Genomic DNA, 20,179 nt, shown 5'->3' on the forward strand with positions numbered 1-20,179 from the left:
CCGACCGGTCAGCCGGTCGGGGCCCTGCATCTCAGCCGTCTTCGGGGTGGTACTGGTGGGCTCGCCTCATTCGAAAGGGCGTCGTCGTACATCAGCCGAAGCCGCGGAGCGAGGTGGCGACGTACCCCAGCAGGACGAGGCCGCAGCTGCCGACGGCGACGAGCATCTGCGGAAGGCTCGGCTGGCTCCCCAGCATCAGGGGACTCCAGCCCCAGAACACCAGCACGGTCAGCGCCGTGCGCACGGTCTGGAGTGGCGCCGACCAGGCCACCTCCTGAAGGTTGTCGGCGTCGGGCACGAGGGCGAACACCGGGGTCAGGATCGCGCCGATGAGCGCGACGACGATGAAGGCGATCAACGAGCCCACGCCCAACTCGTCGTCCTGGAAGGCCTTCCAGCGGTTCTCGGCGAGCGTGGGCAGGTCCTTGCTCTCATTGACGTAACCGCCGAGACCGGGGTCCGACCGGGCCCACAGGACGTCGACCTCGGTTCCTTTGCCGGGCTTGTCGCGCGTGAAAGCACCCCGCACGGTGAGCCGTTCGGCACCGCCGGGCACGGAGACCACGAGCCGTGACACGTATCCCTTCACGGCACCCTCGCTCAACTCCTGTCGTGTCGACTGCCGTTCCACGACCGCCGCGGTGCTCACCTCCGCGCCCGCGTCTCGCAGGGCGTCGAGCTTGTCGCCCGCGTTGGACGAGGTAAGGAGAGCGACGGCGAACACGGCGGAGGAGAACGCGACGAGGACCCAGAGGACACCGGTGCGAAGCTTGACCCAGAACTCGTCCGTGAACCCGTCGTCCTTGGGCTCGCCGCGCAGCACCCACAGCGCCACGACCCGCACCGCCGCACACCCTACGGCGACGGCACCCCACACGAAGGGTTCGTGCCAGGGCCGGGCCATGGCGGTGGCCCCCAACAGCCACATGCAGGCGACGCCGGCCGCGACCCACGCCGCGAGCGAGCACAGCCGTACGAGCCATACCAGCGCCGAACGCACAGATCCTCCCGATGAACATGTGAAACGGCCTCACCGCGGCGAGCCCATCGAGGTGCCGACGTACGCGGCCGGGACGAGCAGGCCCCCAGTCGACGGGCCGTACGAGTACGGGAACCCGGCACACGAGGCCATCTTCGGAGTGCCGGCCGAGCGCGTTCACGAGGACACACGGGTGGCGTGGGAGTGGGTCCTCGGCTAGGAAATCCGGGGCGTAGACATACGGTCACGGGTAACGGAGGTGCCCCGGCGGGCGCCTCCGAATTTCGGCCGGGAGGCTCAGCGCGGCCGGTCGCGATGCGTCAGCGCAGCCGGTCGCGATGCGCTACGGCAGCTCGAAGCCGAGCGCCCGCGCCGCCTCCTCCGGTGTCGGCTGAGCCCAGCGCTCCGCCATGGCCTGGTTGGACGACAGCGAACGCGACTCGGCGCGGTCCAGGTACAGGACGCCGTCGAGGTGGTCCGTCTCGTGCTGCACGATCCGTGCCGGCCAGCCCGTGAACACCTCGTCCAGGGCCCGCCCGTGCTCGTCCTGGCCGGTCAGCCGCACCTCGGCGTGCCGCGCCACCACCGCCTGCCAGCCCGGCACGCTGAGGCAGCCTTCGAAGAACGCGGCCCGCGCGTCTCCGACCGGCTCGTAGGCGGGATTGACCAGCACGCGGAACGGCTGCGGAACCCGCCCGCGCGCGAGACGCACCTCCTCCGGCACCGGCGCCGGATCCTCGATCACCGCGATCCTGAGCGGCACACCGACCTGCGGCGCCGCCAGACCGACCCCGGGCGCCGCGCGCATGGTGACCCGCAGGGCCTCGACGAACCGGGCCAGCAGGGCGGGCTCCAGCTGACCGTCGTAGGGCTGGGCGCCGTGCCGCAGCACCGGGTCGCCGGCCGCGACGATGGTCAACGGGAGGCCCTGGCCGAGGAGTTGTTCGACCCGTTCGGCCAGGTGTGCGCGATCGCTCGGTGTTCCCATCGCGTCAGGATGGCACGGCACCCCGCACCGCCGCGTGACGCACGTCACACGTGTTCTCCGGGAACTGAACGCCCCGCCGCCCCGACTACTGCACCGCAACGGCCACCGCCAACACCGCAACGGCCCAGAAGACGTCCCCGGAGAAGCCCGCCGATGACCACCGCTCCCTCGACCACCACGGACGAGGCCCCGCAGCCAGCCGCCCCGGCACCGTCGAAGAGCAGTTGGGCCCCCCTGCGCCCGCTGATCCTCCGCCTGCACTTCTACGCCGGGGTGCTGGTGGCGCCGTTCCTCCTCGTCGCGGCCGTCACCGGCCTGCTGTACGCCGGATCCTTCCAGGCCGAGAAGCTCGTGTACGACCACGAACTGACCGTCCCCGCAGGCGAGGAGAAGCTGCCGATCAGCGAGCAGGTGGCCGCCGCGCGCAAGGCCCACCCCGAGGGCACGATCTCGGCCGTACGCCCCTCACCGGAGGCCGACGCGACGACCAGGGTGATGCTGTCCGGCGTCCCGGGCGTCGACGAGGGCCACACGCTCGCCGTGTTCGTCGACCCGTACAGCGCGAAGGTGCGCGGCTCCCTCGAACAGTACGGCTCGACCGGTGCCCTGCCGCTGCGCACCTGGATCGACGAGTTCCACCGGGACCTGCACCTGGGGGAGCCGGGGCGGCTGTACAGCGAACTGGCGGCCAGCTGGCTGTGGGTGATCTCGGCGGCCGGCCTGGTGCTGTGGTTCTCCCGGCGCCGGGCCCTGCGCAAGGTGCGGGGGACGAAGGGGCGGCGCCGCACCCTCGGACTGCACGGCAGTGTCGGCGTGTGGGCGGCGGCCGGCTTCTTCTTCCTCTCGGCGACCGGCCTGACCTGGTCGACCTACGCCGGGGCCACCATCGACGAGCTGCGGACCTCGCTGGGCCAGGCCACCCCCTCGGTGTCGGCGGCTGCCGGCGGTGAACACGCCGGCCACGGCTCCGCCGCCGGACAGGGGGGTGACGCCGCGCACGGCGTGGGCCTGGACAAGGTCCTGGCGGCGGCGCGGGCCGAGGGGCTGGGCGACCCGGTGGAGATCGTGCCGCCCGCCGACGCGAACTCGGCGTACGTCGTCAAGCAGGTGCAGCGCGGCTGGCCCACCAAGCAGGACGCCGTCGCGATCGACCCGGCCGACGGCCAGGTCATGGACGTGCTGCGCTTCGCGGACCACCCGGTACTCGCGAAGCTCACCCGGTGGGGCATCGACCTGCACACCGGCGTCCTCTTCGGCCTGGCCAACCAGATCGCCCTGATGCTGCTCGCGCTCGCCCTGATCCTGCTGATCGTGTGGGGCTACCGCATGTGGTGGCAGCGTGGCCGCGGCACCGCCTTCGGCCGTCCGATCCCACGCGGCGCCTGGCAGCAGGTCCCGCCCCAGATCCTGGTGCCGCTGCTGGCCGGCATCGCCGTACTCGGGTATTTCCTGCCCCTGTTCGGCATTCCTCTGGCGGCCTTCCTCGCCGTCGACATCCTGCTGGGGGAGATCGCCCACCGGCGGGGGCGGCGGTCGTACGGGACACCGGCCGCGTAGCGGACGCGCAGACGCACGGATGCCCGGCTCCCCACGGAGCCGGGCATCCTCATGTGCGGGGGCGGGTCAGCGCTGCTCGAAGTCACCCGCGAGCGCCGAGGCGATCCGCAGGTGCGACTCCGCCTCCTCGTGCCGGTTCTGCCGCTGCAGTGTGCGGCCGAGCATCAGCCGGGCGTAGTGCTCCACGGGATCCCGCTCGACGATCGTCCGCAACTCGCCCTCGGCACGACGCAGTTGGGCCGAGTGGTAGTAGGAGCGCGCCAGGAGCAGCCGGGGCCCGGTCTGCTCGGGCACCTCCTCGACCAGCCCGGTCAGGACGCGCGCGGCGGCGGCGTAGTCCTTGGCGTCGAAGAACAGCTGCGCGCGCTCCCAGCGCTCGGCCGGGGTTCCGTGGGCGTAGTACGACGTGTCGTGGGTCGTGTTCACTCGGGGCCTCCTTCGGGGGCGACAACCGAGCCTGCCGGTTCACTATTCCCCTGGTCGGGCCAGGGGTGCGGCGCCGGGACTATCGGGTCAGGGCGGCCAGTTCGGCACCGGCCCGCTCGGTGATCAGGCTCAGCACGCGGCCCGTGACGGCCAGGTCCTCCACCGGGATGCCGTCGTAGATCCGGGCGGTGATGGGTGCCGTCTCGCCGGAGGTCGTGGCGTACAGCTCGCGCCCGGCGTCCGTGATCCGTACGCCCGACGCCCCGGCCGGGGTCAGCCACCCCGCGGTGATCAGCTCGTCGAGCACGCCGTGCACCTCCGCGGCGTCGACCTTCAGTGCGCCGGTGACACCGTCGACGAGCTGCTCGCGCCCGACCGGACCGTCGGCGAGGGCGGCGAGCCGGAGGGTGACGGACTGCTGGAAGGTGATGCCGTGCCGGGCCAGCACGTTCTCGAGGAGGGCGCGCCCGGCGTAGTGGGCCAGGGCGATGACACGTGGGTCGACGAGGGTTGTGGTGGTGGTCATGACTGCTCCGTCTCGTTCTCGCTGAAGGGATCAAGCGGTGCGTCGAGCAGGGCCGTGAGGTCGCGCTCGAACTCTCGGGTGCGCGCGCTGTCGAGGCCGCCGAGCGGATCGAGGAGCTGCTGGAGGAGTCCCTGGACGACCTCGATCGCCCGCCGGGTGACTTCGCGGCCCTGCTCGGTGAGGGCGAGCTGCACCGCGCGCGGGTCGCGCGGGTCCCTGGTGCGCTCCAGGAGACCGGCCGCCTCCAGGGCGCGGGCCAGCTTCGACACGTAGAGCGGCTCCAGTCCGGTGTGGTCGGCGAGGCGGCGTTGGCTGGGCCGTTCGCCGGAGCGCTGCATGCCGTGCAGTGACGCCACCAGCGAGTACTGCGCATGGGTGAGTCCCAGCGGGGCCACCGCACGGTCGACCGCGACCCGCCACTTCATCGACAGCCGCCACACCAGGAACCCGGGCGTCGCGCCTTCGGAACCGTTGCTCACAACGGATACAGTACATGGCTACTATGTACATGGCTACTGTTTTGGAGGTGTCTGCGGCGCGGCCCGAACCCGACGCTGACGCAAGCCCTTGTGCCGGACTAGGTTGTGCGCCATGAGCAATCTTGAGCGCGAGGCGACCCCCTCCCTGTGCGGTGGCCGTGGCTTCGTGGTGGCGGAGCCGGTGCGTGAACTCCTCAGCCCGCGCCGGGTGAAGCTGGGCGAGTCCAGCGAGGTCCGCCGGCTGCTGCCCAACCTCGGTCGCCGTATGGTCGGGGCCTGGTGCTTCGTCGACCACTACGGTCCCGACGACATCGCCGACGAGCCCGGAATGCAGGTGCCGCCGCACCCCCACATGGGTCTGCAGACCGTGAGCTGGCTGCACGAGGGGGAGGTGCTGCACCGCGACTCCACCGGCAGCCTCCAGACGATCCGCCCGCGCGAACTCGGCCTGATGACCTCCGGCCGGGCCATCAGCCACTCGGAGGAGAGCCCGCGCTCGCACGCCCGCTTCCTGCACGGCGCTCAGTTGTGGGTCGCCCTCCCCGACGGTCACCGTCACACCGACCCGCGCTTCGAACACCACGCCGACTTGCCGGTCGTTACGGCACCCGGTCTCACGGCCACGCTGATCCTCGGCGACCTCGACGGCGCGACCTCACCCGGCACGGCGTACACCCCGATCGTCGGCGCCGACCTGGCCCTGACCCGAGGCGCCGACGTACGCCTCCCTCTGGAACCGGACTTCGAGTACGCCGTCCTGTCCATGTCCGGAGAGGCCCACGTCGACGGCGTGCCCGTCCTCCCCGGCTCGATGCTCTACCTCGGCTGCGGCCGCAGCGAACTGCCCCTGCGGGCGGAGTCGGACGCGGGCCTGATGCTCCTGGGCGGCGAACCGTTCGAGGAGGAATTGATCATGTTCTGGAACTGGATCGGGCGGACGCAGGGGGAAATCGAGCAGGCTCGTCAGGACTGGATGGAGGGGACACGGTTCGGCGAGGTGAAGGGGTACGACGGGGATCCGCTGCCCGCACCGGAACTGCCGCCGGTGCCATTGAAACCACGGGGAAGGGTGCGCTGACCTGCGGAAACGTGTCAGCGTTGGTGGCGCCGGGCGGAAGGCCGTCGCGTGATTCTCACCATCTTCCACCTGCCCTCCGCAACACGTCGGAACAGCCGGCTGGCTCTGGCCGGTGCGGTCTGTCAGCAGTGCCGCTCGGGTCCGGTCCGAGAAGCGCTGCGCCGGAGAGTGACGAGCGGGTGCTTCGTCTGCTGGTGGTACACGCCTGACCTCGCTCCTGACCTGCGACAAAGAGTGGAAACGTCGCGTGCCAGGCTGATTCGGTCCGCACCTGGTCCGGATCTTGATGAGTGGTACGTGGTGCTAGCGAGTGGGCCGCGCGGTATCACATGGCACACGTTGTAGAAACCGCCCGTGGGCGTCCAGGCAAGTCCAAGATGAGCGCGTAATGCCAGGTCAGCGCATTCTGGTCCGGGCGAGTCGACGCAGTCGGTGATAGGCGTGTGAGAGCGGCGTGCGACGAGAAGCCCCGCACCCGCGCCGGCGACCGGGCCAGTCATACATGAACGGTGAGGCCGCCCGGAAACAGTCGGCGGTGGGGAGGCCGTGCCTCGCCGCCTTGTGTAGAAGAAGGGCGTGAAACTGCTTGATCAACATCAGCCGAGCCTCACGGGCGATCCAGCCCTTCGTTCCGGGCCGGATGCTGGCGCGTTTTCGCTGGCGGCTTCCGTCATGCCGTTATAACGTTGTGATCAGCAGTCGTGGTTCCGAAGTTCCGTTCGCCCGTGATCGCCATCACGGGCGTTCTTGCTGTTCAGCGCCTCTCCGGACCAGGGCGATCACCTCCCGGACGCGCAGGGTGCGTGCCCGGTTTCCCTCAAAGGAGACAGTCATGGCCAAGGGCACAGTGAAGTGGTTCAACAGCGAGAAGGGCTTCGGCTTCATCGAGCAGGAGGGCGGCGGCCCCGACGTCTTCGCCCACTACTCCAACATCGCCAGCCAGGGCTACCGTGAGCTGCAGGAGGGCCAGAAGGTCGAGTTCGACGTCACGCAGGGTCAGAAGGGCCCGCAGGCGGAGAACATCCGCCCCGCCTGATCGCGCGCCTCGGTAAGGGCCCGGCATCCCGGCTTCGGGACGCCGGGCCCTTCCCGTCTGCTGCAGTGGTCTGACGGAGGGCGTCCCATATCTCGCTGAGCTTCGCGGAGGACAGGACGCCCGCCCGCTCGATCAGGTCCTCCTGGGACACGGTGGTCAGCCACGTGCAGGGGGTAAAGCCCGGGCGCGGGAACGCGAACCGCAGCACGCCTTCAATGGGCAGTCCTTCCATGGCACCTACTTGCACTTCGACGCCCAGACCGCTGATGTCGACGCCCGCAGGAGTGACGACCTGCATCGCCCGGATCCTGGACGCGTCGTCTGCCGCCAGCAGTACGACCAGCCGCCGCTCGTCGAACTCCACCCACCAGACTTCGCCACGTTGCACACGTCCTCCTGACTCAGGACGGCAGGCGGAACTGCGCGACCCTGACGCGTTGTGGAGACGGGTGCAGCCACCGTTGATCATCGTGAGTTGTGTATCAACCGCGCCGCCCGTCTCCCGTCCCGGTCGATGACGCCGCTCCGTCGCCCGTCGCCGTCTCGGGCCCGGCGCATCTGCATGCCGTGACCCGCCTTCAGTAAACGGTTACGTGGACCGCTGCGACGACCCCGCAAACCGGCACAACCAGCTTGCCGTGCTCACCGCGCAGGGGGGCCGGCTTCTGGAGGGGGCGGCACCCGGCCACGTCGAGGCCGTACGCCGCGCCGTCTTCGACACGCTGACCCCCAACAGGTGCGCCAGTTCGCGGAGATCGGTGAGGCGATCAACGCCGCACTGCAACGCGTGGACGCCGCACAAGACGATCAGGAGGTACTGCCCTGGCGTCGGAGATAGGGCGGCCTGGTCTCGGTGGCACGGCAGGCGTCCTGGCCGTGATCCGCAGTGTTGAGCGGTCGCCATGGCCACGGCGACGTAAGCGTTCCGTCATCTCTGGCGGGGTCCGTGGCGCCTTCCTGACCCGTTGAATGGGGAGCTACGAAAGCTCTCAGGGAAGTGAGGCAGGGCATGACGCGTATGCGGACGGCGTTGGGCAGGCCGCTGGTCATCGGTGTACTGGTGGTGGCGGTCGCCGGTGTCGGTCTCGGGCTGTATTGGTTCCAGCCGTGGAAGCTGTGGCAGGACGAGACCGTGGAGGAGGCCCTGCCCGGTGCCGTGACTACATCGGCACCCCCGGCGCCGGCACCCTCCTCATCCCCTTCGCAGTCCCCCTCCCCGGTGTCCGAGCCGCAGACGCTGGCGCGCGGCGAGTTCATCAGCCACGAGCACGGCACCTCGGGCGTGGTGAAGCTCGTGCGGCTCTCCGACGGTTCTCACGTCGTACGGCTGGAGAACCTGGACACCAGCAACGGCCCGGACCTGCGCGTGTGGCTGACCGACGCGCCGGTGAAGGAGGGAACGGCCGGCTGGCACGTCTTCGACGACGGCGAGTACGTCAGCCTCGGCAAGCTCAAGGGCAACAAGGGCAGCCAGAACTACACCGTGCCCGCCGACATCGACCCAGCCCGCTACACCAGCGTCAGCATCTGGTGCGACCGGTTCGACGTGTCCTTCGGAGCCGCCCGGCTCGCTCGCGCGTGACGCAGCCCGGGCCCAGCCCTGGGATCCGTCGGCGCCGGGAGCACCGGCGTCGGCCGTCTCACTTCGGCTCGTGCGGCAGGGTTTCCCTTCCCAGGGGTATCCGGCCGCCCTCAGTCGGGGTCCAATGGTGAAAGGCACGCCCTTCCAACCCGTACCGGTCAAAGGGGCACGCAATGGATCCATGGCTGATCTGGTTGATCATCGCCGCCGTCCTGGCCGTGGCGGAGATCATCACCCTTACCGCAGCGCTCGGAATGCTGAGTGCGGCCGCGTTGGTCACGGCCGGATCCGCGGCGGTCGGGCTGCCTCTGCCCCTCCAGTTCGTTGTGTTCACCGTCGTCGCAACCGTCACGGTGCTGTTTGTGCGCCCCATCGCGTTGCGTCACGTGCTCCGGCCTCAAGTGGCGCGATTCGGAGTGGACGCGCTGGTCGGAAAAGCTGCCTATGTCGTTGCGGAAGTGACGGGCCGGGGCGGCAGAGTCCGCATCGACGGCGAGGAGTGGACGGCTCGCCCCTACGACGAGACGCTGGTGATCCCTTCGGGAACGACCGTCGATGTCATAGAGATCAGTGGCGCCACTGCGATCGTCTACCCCAGGGACTGAACCCATGGAAACTTCGGCGTTCTTGATTGCCGGCCTGATCGTCGCGCTTTTCGCGGTTTTCACTGTGGTGCGCGCGGTCCGCATCGTTCCCCAGGCGCGCGCTCGTAACGTCGAGCGGCTCGGCCGCTACCACCGGACCCTGAACCCCGGCCTCAGTCTCGTCATCCCCTACATCGACCGCGTTCATCCGGTGATCGACCTGCGAGAACAGGTCGTCTCCTTCAAGCCGCAGCCGGTCATCACCGAGGACAACCTGGTCGTCGAGATCGACACCGTCCTGTACTTCCAGGTCACCGACCCGCGAGCGGCTTTCTACGAGATCGCCAATTTCCTTCAGGCGGTCGAGCAGCTCACTGTCACCACCTTGCGCAATGTCGTGGGATCCATGGATCTGGAAAAGACCCTCACGTCCCGGGACACCATCAACAGCCAGCTTCGCGGCGTGCTGGACGAGGCCACCGGCAAGTGGGGGCTGAGGGTCAACCGGGTGGAGATCAAGGCCATCGACCCTCCGCAGTCCATCAAGGACGCGATGCAGAAGCAGATGCGGGCCGAGCGGGACAAGCGAGCCGCGATTCTCGGGGCCGAAGGGCAACGCCAATCGCAGATCCTCACCGCTGAAGGCGACAAGCAGGCCGCGGTCCTGCGCGCGGAGGGCAATCGCACCGCCGCGATCCTCCAGGCCGAGGGGCAGTCCCGGGCCATCGACGAGGTGTTCCAGGCCGTGCACCGCAACGACCCCGACCCCAAGCTGCTCGCCTACCAGTACCTCCAGGCGCTACCCCAACTCGCGCAAGGCTCGGGGAACAACTTCTGGGTGATCCCCAGCGAGATCACCTCCGCACTCCAGGGCGTGTCCCGCGCCTTCACCGAGGTGCTGCCCCAGTCGCCGGCCACCCGCGAGAGGCCCTCGGACAACATGGCTGCCCAGGCCGCCAACGACAAGGCCCAGGCCGAAGAAGCCGCCGCCGCGGCCCTTGCCGACGCAGCCAGGGCCGATGGCGCCACCTCCGGTACCCTCCCGCCCGACCCCTCTCGCTGACGACGGGCGGCCCGCATTGGGGCGGCCACTGCCTCATCCAGTCAGAGTCGGCAGATCCCCGCCAGAAAATTGCGTGATGCGAATAATTGCGCACCACGCAGGTTCTGCTAACGTGAAGGGCGTGAGTGGTCTTCGGGAACGGAAGAAGGAAGCCACGCGCGCAGCGCTGAGCTGGGCCGCAGTCCGGCTCACCGTCGAGCGCGGGTTGAGTGCGGTCAAGGTGGAAGACATCGCCGCGGCGGTCGGGGTGTCTCCGCGCACCTACAACAACTACTTCTCCAGCAAGGCCGAAGCGATTGCGTTTCGCTACCTTGAGCGCTCCTTGCGGCTCGCGGCCGAGCTGCGTCACGGACCGCCCGGCGAGCCCTTGTGGGAGGCGATCACTCGGGCGGCACTACGGCAACTGGAGCCTGGCCCTGAGGTGGAGCACATGCCACCCCAGGAGCCCGATGAGTGGGCGGCCGGTCTGCGGGTGATGTTGGCCGAACCCGCGTTGGAGGCCGAGATGCTGCGGGCGAGCAAGATTGCGGAGAAGGAGCTTGCCGCAGCGATCGCTGACCGCACGGGCACGGATCTCGGGTCCGATCTCTACCCTCGCCTGGTGGCCGCGAGCGTGATGGCCGCGAACAATGTCGCCCTCGAGCTGTTCGTGCAAGGCGGCACGGGCGAACCGATGGAGGTTCTGCTACCCCGGGCTCTGTGCATGGTGGCCACTGGACTTCCCACTCCGTAGGGCCCCTCCTTTCCACCCTGAACAGGGGCTGCTGCTTGCAGCCCCTACGCCGTCATGCCCCAAAAAGGAGAATTGTCATGCTTGATGTAGTAATTGTCGGTGGCGGCCCGAACGGGTTGATGCTCGCCTGCGAGCTGGCACTGGCTGGGGTGCGTCCGGTTGTGCTGGAGCGTCTCGCCGGCCCGAAGGCCGAGCCCCGGGCGAACGGTCTGGTCGGTCAGGTGGTGCGCATGCTCGACCGACGTGGTCTCTACGCACGCATCAGCGGATCCGGCGAGCCGCCCCGACCCGCGCCCCGCTACATGTTCGGCGCATTCACGCTGGACCTCACAGGACTCGACGACAACCCCGTGAGCCTGCTCCCGGCGCCGCAGGAGCAGATCGAAAAGGTCCTCGCCGAACGCGCCGTGGAACTCTGCGTCGACCTCCGCAGGGGGCAGGAGGTGGCCGATCTGCACCAGGACGACGACTTCGTCCGGATCACCCTTGCCGACGGTGAGGCTCTCACCGCCCGTTACCTCGTAGGGGCTGACGGGGGGCACAGTCTGGTGCGACGCCTGTCCGGCATCGGCTTCCCCGGCGTGACCACCGACGACTTCGTCACCCGCTCCGCGAACGTGTCCGTGGCGGACGAATACCTGGGCCCGGACGGCAGCCTGCACGTTCCCGGCCACGGGAGCTTGCCACCCCTGCTGTACGTGCGCACGGAGCGCGGCACGATCGCGTGGGGCCTGCTGCCTGGCCGAGTGCCAGTCCTCAACACCACCGAAACCGGCAGGCCGGACGAGCACACCACCCCGATGACCTTCGAAGAGATGATGGCGAGCGCCGAACGCGTGCTGGGTGTGCCCGTCCCGCTGGGTCCGCCGCAAGGAGAGGGACCGCACCTGCTTCGACGACTTGCCGGCGGAAACACCCGACTGGCAGACCGCTACCGGGACAGGCGGGTACTGCTGCTGGGCGACGCGGCCCACGTGCACTCGGCAATCGGCGGCCCGGGACTCAACCTCGGCCTGCAGGACGCGGTCAACCTCGGTTGGAAGCTGGCCGCCACAGTGCGAGGGTGGGCCCCCGAAAGTCTGCTCGACACCTACGACGAGGAACGCCGACCTGTCGCAGAACACGTCGTGGCCTCGACCCTGTCCCAGTCGGCACTGATGCGCCCCGGACCGGAAGTCAGTGCCCTGCGGACCGTCTTCGGCGACCTGCTCGCCTCACCTGGCGGCACTGAACGCATCGCCCACCTGCTCGCTGGAACCACCGAGGACTTCGCGCCCGACCTCGTGGTCCACACCGGCGCAGGCACCCGTCGGCTGGCCGACTTGACCACCACCGCCCGGCCCTTGCTGCTGGACCTGTGCGGCGACTTCGCCGAGGCCGCGAAGCCCTGGCACGACCGGGTCGATGTCATGAGCGGCAAGGCAGAGGGCACGAGCGCGACCGGCCTGCTGCTGCGCCCCGACTGCCACATAGCGTGGACCGGACACGGGCCGAACGACGTCGACGGTCTGCGAGCCGCGCTGCACCAGTGGTTCGGCACGCCGCTGAGCGCCGCTCGTGAGCCGGAGCAGGTCAGCGGTTGAGCTGGGTCATCAGCGCGATCGGTCGGATCTCAGAATCGCGCAGTTCCAGGACTACGGGGCGCTGCCCATCTCCGTGGTGAACACCGCGGGGTCGCTGTCGAAGCCTCGGACCAGCTCGTGAAACTCCCATGCCGCGGAGGCATCGCGGGTGAACTCCGCGACGGTGAGGGCGGTGAACGGGGCGACCTGCGCGAAGTCGTCCTTCAGCAGCTCCTTGTAGCCCTCGACCACCAGCACCCCGGCGTTCGACAGGTCGCCGAAGGTCTTGGGACCGCTGTTCTGGTGGATCGCCACACCCACGACCACACGTGCGAAGGAGGAGGCGAGGCGATCGAGTTCCAGAGTCATCACTTCGACATAACCCAGACCCTGGCCGGTCTGGCTGTGCCGGCTCATGTTGATGGTGCCGTCCGGTGATCGGCTGTCGAAGTGGACGACGTAGACCGGCCGTCCGTAGGGGTCGTCCGCCGAGTAGGTGGTGGCGATGATGTCGAGATGATGAGGTGGCTGATTCCAGTGGCTCGGGTCCCACTTGAGCCGAACCTCGACCTTCGACACCCTCTGACCGCCGCTGCTCACCGGATCGCTACCTCTTCGCATCGGACCACCACCGGGACTTCCCCCGTATGGTCAAGTATGGCTCCAGGCCATGTCGTTGAAGCCCTGTACGGCCTGCCCGTCTCGACTGGGTGGTGTCGTTGCCGGTGAGGGCGAGGAGAGCGTGCTGGTGGCCACGTCAGAACCTGTCCGACGGCCGGCCCACGAGGAAGGCTATGAGGCAACCGGCCAGCACCGCCCATGCCAATGCCGTGGCCCCCGCCTGCTGCCACCCCGTCACGGCAACGGCCGCGGCTGCCACCACTCCGGCCGTTACCGCGGGGCCGCTGGTGGCGGACGCCCAGTGTCGTCGGGTGCTGCCCGGTCGGCGAACCTCGCCGATCGCGGCCCTGATCGCCAGCGCGGCGACCACGATGACAACGGGTAGCACAGACCCGGCGCCGTTCACCGGGCGCCGCTGCGGTGCTGCGTGAGGTGTGGCGCCCACTCGGCGACGGTGAGCCCGTTCATACCTTCCATCATCTCGGCATCGTGCACCTGCTGCCCGTCGGTGTCGAGGACCAGCTCAGCTGCCGTCCGTGGCACCGCCGCGCCCAGGGCTGGTCTGTTGGTAGATGTCGGGGTTCACCTGCCGTGACGCAGGACGCGCGAAGCCGGGCACCCCAAGGCGCGGGGGTGCGCGGCTCAATCTCGAGCGGGGAAGCGGGGCTTGCGGCGCTGCGAGCGGGCGCCGTGCCGGCTGACGGCTCCCCGTGCCTGCGAGGTCAAAGTGGCCCGCCATGCGCTGCGGGACGGCCGGACGGCCGGACGGCTCGGTCAGCGCTGGAAGGGCATCGTCCAGCAGTTGGAGGTGGCCGGTTTGCCCTCCAGGCGGTCGGTGAGCCAGGAGATTGCCTCTCCCTGGTCGGTGAGGAGGGGGGCGAGGTGGTTGGTGAGGATCCTGTCGCCGAGGTTGGGCAGGTCGACGGCCTCGTAGGTGACGCTGCCACCCTTGCGGCACCAGTCCACGGCCAGCTGGCGGGCCTGGCCGTGCGGAACGATGTCGTCCTGGATGCCGGTGGCCACACGGACGGGACCGGTCGGCTTGAGCGTCCCGATGCGCTGGTCGTCGAGGACGGCTTGGGCGCGGGGTTCGGCGGCGATGACGTCGGCGATCGACTTGCCGCTGGTCGTCCACGCCGTGCTCCGGGCGAAGCCGTAGCGGATGACGGCGTCGCCGACGCACATGGTCGACGTGTCGGCGAGTGCCTTGCGCCCGGCGTCGTTGAGGTTGGCCTCGGTGACGCTGCGCAGGTCGGGGTCGGTCTGGGAGAAGCCGTTGATCGCCCAGCCCAGGGCACTGACGAGGGCGCTCCCGTCGATGCCCTTCATGACGGCGGTCAGGTTGGCGGGCGGCGCACCGGCGTAGGTGCCGGCCAGTTGGACGTCGGGCGCGTAGCCGGGCTGGAGTTCGGCCGCCGACGCGCTCGCGCCGCCGCCCTCGCTGTAGCCGTACAGGCCGACGCGGGAGCCGGAGGCGAGGGACGTGCCGGGGAGGGCGCGCGCCGCACGGACGGCGTCCAGCACCGCGTGCCCCTCGTCCACGCGGTTGACGTAGGTGTGCAGGCGGTCGGTGGCTCCCAGGCCGACGTAGTCGGTGACGACGACGGCCGCTCCGGTGGCGAGGAGACGGTAGATCGCCAGGTTGTCGTAGCCGACGGACAGGGTCTCGCCGCTGACGGTGAGCGGGTGCTGCAGGGCGAACGAGGGTGCGCACTGGTCGCCCTGGCCCATGGTCCCCGAGGCCACCGCCACCAAGGGGCGGGGCCCGCCGCCCTCCCACTTCGCCGACGGCTCGATGTAGGCGCCGGTCACCGCGACGGCCTGGCCGGTGGAGTCGGTGGACTTGTACATCAGACGGGTGGCTGAGCCCGGCAGCGGGCGGCCGTCCAGGCCGGGCAGCGAGACTCCCAGGGGGAAGGGCTCCTGCCGGATCAGGGTGCCGTTGGCGGAGGGCAGTTCGGCGGGCGGGGTGTAGAAGGCCGGGATGGTGACGCCCCGGGACACGACAGGTTCGGTGGCGTCGGCCGGGATCGCGCTGGCGCAGATGCAGGCCACAGTGGCGATCGCGGCGGTGGTCAGGCGGTTGAACGCGGAACGCGGACGGGTTCTGGAACGGCTCACAGTCACTCCTCGCGCTGCTTCGTTGCAGGGTGCGGGAAAACTAGCACCGTTAGTTAAACTGGGTAGCACTCTCGTAAGTTACGTTCCGGTAACTATTTGCCGGAGTAAGTGCATGGTGGGTGAACCGAGTCGGACCGACCGTCAAGGCCTCAGCTGCCCAGTGCGTTGCGCCATGTCCGTGCGGGGGCTTCTCGTCCGCTGGTGCTTGTACTGCAAAGGAAAGTCCCTTTCCCCGTGGTCGTGCGTGGCCCTTACGACGCCGCGTACGCGAGTGCAAGGGCCGATGGCGAGGGAGTGCCACCAGCCGGCACCGACTCTGCAAGGCCGGGGAGTTGATAAGTGGGCCCTGACCAGCACTGAAAAATGCGGACGTCAACGCCCCCGACCGGTGCGAGCAACGGGACCGGCCTGCCAGGCCTGGTGTAGATGCACGGAGGCGGCTGTGTCCTCGAGGCCCGAACTTCCGCCACGCCGACCTGCTGCGACCAGGTCGGCGTGGTGGTTGGCCCGGTGGACTATCAGCTGGCACCGAAGGCCCGTTCCTGGCCGGACAACCGGAGCGCGACTGGTCCTCATCCAGAAGGTACGGGCCCCCGGTTCGTCGTCTGGAAGTCGGCGAAGTTCCATACGTTCGGGGGGCGCCTTCTTCGCCTTGTAGTTTTCCGTCAAACGCTCGACGGCCGCATCCTGGGTCGCGAACCCGGACTCCTCCAACTGCCGCCCGGTCGCCGACCGAGACCGGATCTTGTACGAGTGAGAGCACTTCGACCACCGCGGCCGCGAATGCTCACACTCCTTGAAAAGCGACCCCATCCCACGAACCAGGACAGCGGAACCCACGGTTGCTGACTCCTCCACGACCTGCCCCTGAGATGCCGCCGACGCGTCTCAAGCCGCGGGGGAAGGGTCCGCTGACCTTCGGAAATGGCTGATTGCCGGTGACGGGCGGGGACGTGCCCGTGAACCCTGCCGCCCGCCCGTCGACCGCTCGAAGGGGCGCGCTCAGCCCAGACTGAGCAGGCCGGCTTCGACGACGGCACTGCCGAAGGGGCTCGCGAGTTCGGCGAGACGCTCACAGCCGGCGTCACCCAGGGCGGCGTAGGCGGGAAGGGCCAGGCGGTCGGTGCGGTCCTCGATGTGCCGGCGCAGGCGTACGCCGTCCGGGCTGAGGGAGTCGCCGTCCAGGAGACCTCGCTCCCGCAGGTGCTCCTGGGTGCCGGCCCACTCCTCCTCGGGCCAGCCACGGCTCGCCTTGAGGAAGTCGACGGGGACCTCACCGGTCGCGGCGTGCAGAATCAGCGCCTCCAAGCCTCCGACACCCTCGCTCAGCAGGCATGCGACATGGCCGTCTCCACGGAACTCCCGGAGCAGTGTCTGGGCATGCCACAGCCGCAGCACCGGCTCCTCCGGCCACGGCAGTGCGGCATGCGCCGCGAACAGCGGGCGACCCTGCGCGTGTTCGCAGGCCGCCTCGGCAGCCCGGCGGGTCAGCGCCAGCACCTCGTCCACGTGGGGCAACTCGTGGATTCCCGCCCGTCGCAGGGCTTCGCCCGCCGCTGCGTACCGTGCGTCCAGCACCTGCTGCGGCGTCGTCGCGTCCCAGGCCCCGTCGACCGCCCGCCGTACGACATCGGGGTTGAAGTTGTAGAAGGTGGAGATGACCAGCTCGGCGGTTGCCTGGCCGAATGCGGCGCTCCTGGAGGTGAAGTAGCCGGCGCGACCGCTCAGGCCGAGCTCCGCGTACCGTCGCCTTGCCTCGGGAACGAAGTAGATCATGCCGTGGACGGGCTCGAGACGGCGCCAGGCTGCGCGGGCAGTCTGCATCGGGTCACCTCTTCGGAGAGTCGACGAACGGGACAGACGAACAGGACAGACGAACGGGACATTCGCTGCGGGTCAACTACTCACCGTGCGCTTGCAGGTGTTCGAGCAGCAGGCGGCTCAGTGTTTCGGACGCCTCCTCGGGGATCCAGTGGCCGACGCCCTGGAGGGTCTCGAACCGGTACGGCCCGTTGACCCATTGCTCGGTCTCCTGTGCGGCTGCCGGACCGAACGCGCTGTCCTCCGTGCTCCAGACGTACAGCGTGGGCACGTCGATGACGCCGATCGCGTCGTCGGGTCGGCCGGCCCGGTACCAGTTCAGCGCCGCGGTGAGAGCGCCCGGCTGGGACAGGTGCGACACGTAGGCGTCGGCGCTGTCTTGAGGGACCCTTCCGGCGTAGAAAGCGCGAAGCTCCTGGGCATCGTGGGCGAGCATGCGCTCCTCGGTCGCGGGCGTGTCGCGCCAGTCGATCATGTAGCGGGAGCGGTTGCGCTGATCTTCGTCGGTGCGCAGCGTGGTGGCCAGAGCGCCGGGGTGCGGGGTCGAGACCACCGTCAGGGTGCGGACGCGGCCGGGGTGGGCGTGCGCGGTCCACCAGGCCACCGCACCTCCCCAGTCATGGCCGACCAGGTCGAACGCCGCCCAGCCCAGTTGCTGACTGATCGCGATCACGTCGTCCACGAGAAGGCTGATGCGATAGTCCTCGGGCCGCTGCGGGCGGGCGCCGGGGGAGTACCCGCGCTGGTCGGGCGCCACCACCCGGTAGCCGCGCGTGGCCAACACCTCGATCTGCCGCTGCCACACCAGCCCCGTCTGCGGAAAGCCGTGCAGCAGCAGCACCGGGCGGCCCTCGGGCGGACCCGCCGCGATCGCGTCGAACACGCCCGCACCCGTGGAGATGCTCAGCTGAGTCACGACCCACCTCTTCATACCGACTGGTCGGTACCCTCCAGGCCGGAGGGCGGACTGTCAAGAGCTGGGCATGGTTGAACCTGACGCCGGATTCAATTATAACCGGCGGAAGGCCGGCCACCGGCTCCGCCCGGACGACCCGGGTCAACAGGAAGCAGTGAGGCGACATGAGGGAAGCAGTCATCGTTTCGACGGCACGCACGCCGATCGGAAAGGCCTATCGCGGCGCGTTCAACGACACCCAGGCGCAGGAACTCGCCGCCCATGCCCTGTCGCACGCGGTGCAGCGGGCCGGGCTCGAGGGAGGTGAAGTCGAGGACGTGATCTTCGGCTGCGCCGTGCAGCAGGGGTCCTCGGGTTTCAATGTCGCGCGTCAGGCTGCTCTCCGCGCCGGACTTCCGGACGTCGTGTCGGGGATGACGATCGACCGGCAGTGTTCGTCGGGCCTGATGGCCATCGCGACGGCCGCCAAGCAGATCGTCGGGGACGGCATGCAGGTCGCTGTCGGAGGCGGTGTCGAGTCGATCTCCCTGGTGCAGAACGACCACATGAACACCCACCGCATGGCGGATCCCTGGCTGGCCGAGCACAAGCCGGGCATCTACCTGCCGATGCTGCACACGGCGGAGATCGTCGCCGAACGCTATGGCGTGAGCCGGGAACGCCAGGACGAGTTCGCGCTGGTGTCGCAGCAGCGCACCGCGGCGGCGCAGGAGGCCGGCCGCTTCGACCAGGAGATCGTCGCGCTCGACAGCGTGAAGAAGGTCCTGGACAAGCAGTCCGGGCAGGTGCGGGACGAGGCCGTGACCCTGACCCGCGACGAGGGCAACCGCGCGTCGACGACGCTCGAGGGCCTGGCCGGGTTGGCGCCGGTGCTGTCCGACGGTGAGGTGAGCTCGCGTTCCAGCGTCACGGCGGGCAACTCCTCGCAGTTGTCGGACGGGGCTTCGGCGTCGGTGCTGATGGAGTCGAAGGAGGCCGAACGCCGCGGACTGGAACCGCTGGGCGTCTACCGGGGTATGACCGTTGCCGGTTGTGCGCCGGACGAGATGGGCATCGGTCCGGTGTTCGCCATTCCGAAGCTGCTGAAGCAGCACGACCTCTCCATCGACGACATCGGCCTGTGGGAACTCAACGAGGCGTTCGCCTCACAGGCGCTGTACTGCCGGGACGAACTGCACATCGACCCGGAGCGGTTCAACGTCAACGGCGGGGCTATCTCGGTCGGCCATCCGTACGGAATGACCGGCGCCCGGCTGGTGGGGCACGCTCTCATCGAGGGCAAGCGCCGAGGCGTCCGGTACGTGGTGATCTCGATGTGCGTCGGGGGCGGCATGGGCGCAGCCGGACTGTTCGAGGTCGCCTGAGGTGTCGAGCGTGACGGACAAGGCGCGAACCGCGGTCCTCGTGGACTTCGGCGGTGTCATCACCTCCAGTGTGCTGCGGGCCTTCACCGACTTCGGCGCCTCGCTCGGCGGCGATCCGCGCCTGCCGCTGGACCTCCTCCGCCGGGACGAAGCAGCACGCATCCTCCTGGTCGACCATGAGTGCGGCCGTATCGACGCCGAGGCCTTCGAGCGAGGATTCGCCGAACGGCTCCGTGCCCACGGCGCCGACGTGGCGGCCGAGGGGCTCACGGCCCGCATGCAGGCGGGAATGTCGATCGACCAGGACATGATCGCGCTGCTCGATGATCTCCGGGCCGCCGGCCGTCCCGTCGCGCTCGTGTCCAATTCGTTCGGTACCGGGACCTACGACGGCGTCGAACTCGCCGCTGTCGCGGATGTGGTCGTCATCTCCGCCGAGGTGGGGATCCGCAAGCCCTCCCGGCGGATCTACGCGATCGCGTGTGAACGCCTCGGCATCGACCCCGAGGAGGCAGTCATGATCGACGACCTGCGGCAGAACCTCGACGGAGCGGCACGGATAGGAATCGGGGGCGTACTGCACACCAGCGCCGCCGACACCCGCCGCCAGCTCGCCCAACGCTTCGGGATCACCACCTGACGATCCACCGACGGACGCGGTGAGGTCGGTCATCCGGCCGCACCGCCCGAGGACTTGATGCCGAGGCCGGGTCAAGTCACCTCATCCACGAGGGTCCGACCAC

22 protein-coding genes and 1 pseudogene are annotated in these 20,179 nt (G+C 69.3%); 12 read left to right on the forward strand and 11 right to left on the reverse strand.

Annotation, left to right across the window (positions count from 1 at the left end):
• Positions 1–91: 91 nt before the first annotated feature.
• A complete protein-coding gene (locus AB0G20_RS24985; protein WP_361306138.1) occupies positions 92–1,000 on the reverse strand; it encodes a hypothetical protein in 909 nt (302 codons plus the stop codon).
• A gap of 19 nt (positions 1,001–1,019) precedes the next feature.
• Here AB0G20_RS24985 and AB0G20_RS24990 point away from each other — a divergent pair, with 19 nt between their 5' ends.
• Positions 1,020–1,199: a hypothetical protein gene (locus AB0G20_RS24990; protein ID WP_361306140.1), complete on the forward strand. Its 180-nt coding sequence runs from the start codon at positions 1,020–1,022 to the stop codon at positions 1,197–1,199.
• A 123-nt stretch (positions 1,200–1,322) separates the two neighbouring features.
• Here AB0G20_RS24990 and AB0G20_RS24995 read toward each other — a convergent pair whose 3' ends face one another.
• Positions 1,323–1,967: a peptide deformylase gene (locus AB0G20_RS24995; RefSeq protein WP_361306142.1), complete on the reverse strand. Its 645-nt coding sequence runs from the start codon at positions 1,965–1,967 to the stop codon at positions 1,323–1,325.
• 153 nt (positions 1,968–2,120) lie between these two features.
• On the opposite strand from AB0G20_RS24995, the gene AB0G20_RS25000 reads away from it, so the two are divergent.
• The gene (locus tag AB0G20_RS25000; RefSeq protein ID WP_361306144.1) at positions 2,121–3,524 is read left to right on the forward strand and encodes a PepSY domain-containing protein; all 1,404 of its coding nucleotides are present in this window, start codon (positions 2,121–2,123) and stop codon (positions 3,522–3,524) included.
• A gap of 66 nt (positions 3,525–3,590) precedes the next feature.
• Here AB0G20_RS25000 and AB0G20_RS25005 read toward each other — a convergent pair whose 3' ends face one another.
• From AB0G20_RS25005 to AB0G20_RS25015, 3 genes are all read right to left on the reverse strand, one after another.
• Complete coding sequence (locus AB0G20_RS25005) at positions 3,591–3,950, reverse strand: tetratricopeptide repeat protein (protein WP_361306146.1); 360 nt, start codon at positions 3,948–3,950, stop codon at positions 3,591–3,593.
• Positions 3,951–4,029: 79 nt separating this feature from the next.
• Complete coding sequence (locus AB0G20_RS25010; protein ID WP_361306148.1) at positions 4,030–4,476, reverse strand: MarR family transcriptional regulator; 447 nt, start codon at positions 4,474–4,476, stop codon at positions 4,030–4,032.
• Entirely contained in the window at positions 4,473–4,955 is a 483-nt protein-coding gene (locus AB0G20_RS25015) for a MarR family transcriptional regulator (RefSeq protein ID WP_361306150.1), read from the reverse strand. The genes AB0G20_RS25010 and AB0G20_RS25015 overlap by 4 nt, the downstream gene beginning before the upstream one ends.
• A 112-nt stretch (positions 4,956–5,067) precedes the next feature.
• Here AB0G20_RS25015 and AB0G20_RS25020 point away from each other — a divergent pair, with 112 nt between their 5' ends.
• Positions 5,068–6,033 (forward strand): pirin family protein, encoded by a 966-nt coding sequence (locus AB0G20_RS25020; protein WP_361306152.1) that lies wholly within the window; start codon positions 5,068–5,070, stop codon positions 6,031–6,033.
• A gap of 832 nt (positions 6,034–6,865) precedes the next feature.
• Positions 6,866–7,069, forward strand: a complete 204-nt coding sequence (locus AB0G20_RS25025) for a cold-shock protein (RefSeq protein ID WP_014670069.1) — start codon at positions 6,866–6,868, stop codon at positions 7,067–7,069.
• Here AB0G20_RS25025 and AB0G20_RS25030 read toward each other — a convergent pair.
• The gene (locus AB0G20_RS25030) at positions 7,020–7,457 is read right to left on the reverse strand and encodes a type II toxin-antitoxin system PemK/MazF family toxin (RefSeq protein WP_361306154.1); all 438 of its coding nucleotides are present in this window, start codon (positions 7,455–7,457) and stop codon (positions 7,020–7,022) included. The two genes, AB0G20_RS25025 and AB0G20_RS25030, sit on opposite strands and share 50 nt — an antisense overlap.
• A gap of 196 nt (positions 7,458–7,653) precedes the next feature.
• On the opposite strand from AB0G20_RS25030, the pseudogene AB0G20_RS25035 reads away from it, so the two are divergent.
• From AB0G20_RS25035 to AB0G20_RS25060, 6 genes and pseudogenes are all read left to right on the forward strand, one after another.
• A pseudogene (locus AB0G20_RS25035) lies at positions 7,654–7,907 on the forward strand (MarR family winged helix-turn-helix transcriptional regulator); the annotation flags it as partial.
• A 171-nt stretch (positions 7,908–8,078) separates the two neighbouring features.
• Positions 8,079–8,651 carry a DM13 domain-containing protein gene (locus AB0G20_RS25040; protein WP_361306156.1) on the forward strand — a complete coding sequence of 191 codons (573 nt, stop codon included), beginning with the start codon at positions 8,079–8,081 and terminating at the stop codon, positions 8,649–8,651.
• A 173-nt stretch (positions 8,652–8,824) separates the two neighbouring features.
• Complete coding sequence (locus tag AB0G20_RS25045) at positions 8,825–9,256, forward strand: NfeD family protein (RefSeq protein WP_361306158.1); 432 nt, start codon at positions 8,825–8,827, stop codon at positions 9,254–9,256.
• Between the two features lie 4 nt (positions 9,257–9,260).
• On the forward strand, positions 9,261–10,298 hold the full coding sequence (locus AB0G20_RS25050) for an SPFH domain-containing protein (RefSeq protein ID WP_361306160.1): 1,038 nt from the start codon (positions 9,261–9,263) through the stop codon (positions 10,296–10,298).
• Positions 10,299–10,419: 121 nt separating this feature from the next.
• Positions 10,420–11,031: a TetR family transcriptional regulator gene (locus AB0G20_RS25055; protein ID WP_361306162.1), complete on the forward strand. Its 612-nt coding sequence runs from the start codon at positions 10,420–10,422 to the stop codon at positions 11,029–11,031.
• Positions 11,032–11,108: 77 nt separating this feature from the next.
• Entirely contained in the window at positions 11,109–12,614 is a 1,506-nt protein-coding gene (locus tag AB0G20_RS25060) for an FAD-dependent monooxygenase (protein WP_361306164.1), read from the forward strand.
• 51 nt (positions 12,615–12,665) lie between these two features.
• Here the strand turns inward: AB0G20_RS25060 and AB0G20_RS25065 are convergent, their stop codons facing one another.
• The 5 genes from AB0G20_RS25065 to AB0G20_RS25085 all read right to left on the reverse strand — a co-directional run bounded on the left by AB0G20_RS25065 (position 12,666) and on the right by AB0G20_RS25085 (position 18,072).
• Entirely contained in the window at positions 12,666–13,214 is a 549-nt protein-coding gene (locus AB0G20_RS25065) for a TerD family protein (protein ID WP_361306166.1), read from the reverse strand.
• Between the two features lie 402 nt (positions 13,215–13,616).
• Positions 13,617–13,757, reverse strand: coding sequence for a hypothetical protein (locus AB0G20_RS25070; RefSeq protein ID WP_361306168.1), 141 nt, complete (start codon positions 13,755–13,757; stop codon positions 13,617–13,619).
• Between the two features lie 231 nt (positions 13,758–13,988).
• Positions 13,989–15,293, reverse strand: a complete 1,305-nt coding sequence (locus AB0G20_RS25075; protein WP_361306526.1) for a lipase family protein — start codon at positions 15,291–15,293, stop codon at positions 13,989–13,991.
• 1,044 nt (positions 15,294–16,337) lie between these two features.
• Positions 16,338–17,159: a hypothetical protein gene (locus AB0G20_RS25080; protein ID WP_361306170.1), complete on the reverse strand. Its 822-nt coding sequence runs from the start codon at positions 17,157–17,159 to the stop codon at positions 16,338–16,340.
• A gap of 76 nt (positions 17,160–17,235) precedes the next feature.
• On the reverse strand, positions 17,236–18,072 hold the full coding sequence (locus tag AB0G20_RS25085) for an alpha/beta hydrolase (RefSeq protein ID WP_361306172.1): 837 nt from the start codon (positions 18,070–18,072) through the stop codon (positions 17,236–17,238).
• Positions 18,073–18,236: 164 nt separating this feature from the next.
• Here AB0G20_RS25085 and AB0G20_RS25090 point away from each other — a divergent pair, with 164 nt between their 5' ends.
• Together AB0G20_RS25090 and AB0G20_RS25095 are read left to right on the forward strand one after the other, a co-directional pair.
• Positions 18,237–19,436, forward strand: a complete 1,200-nt coding sequence (locus AB0G20_RS25090) for an acetyl-CoA C-acyltransferase (RefSeq protein WP_361306174.1) — start codon at positions 18,237–18,239, stop codon at positions 19,434–19,436.
• Positions 19,437–19,446: 10 nt separating this feature from the next.
• Positions 19,447–20,076: an HAD family phosphatase gene (locus tag AB0G20_RS25095; RefSeq protein WP_361306176.1), complete on the forward strand. Its 630-nt coding sequence runs from the start codon at positions 19,447–19,449 to the stop codon at positions 20,074–20,076.
• The last annotated feature ends 103 nt before the right edge of the window (positions 20,077–20,179 follow it).

Source organism: Streptomyces sp. NPDC024017 (assembly GCF_040638895.1).
Classification (GTDB): domain Bacteria; phylum Actinomycetota; class Actinomycetes; order Streptomycetales; family Streptomycetaceae; genus Streptomyces.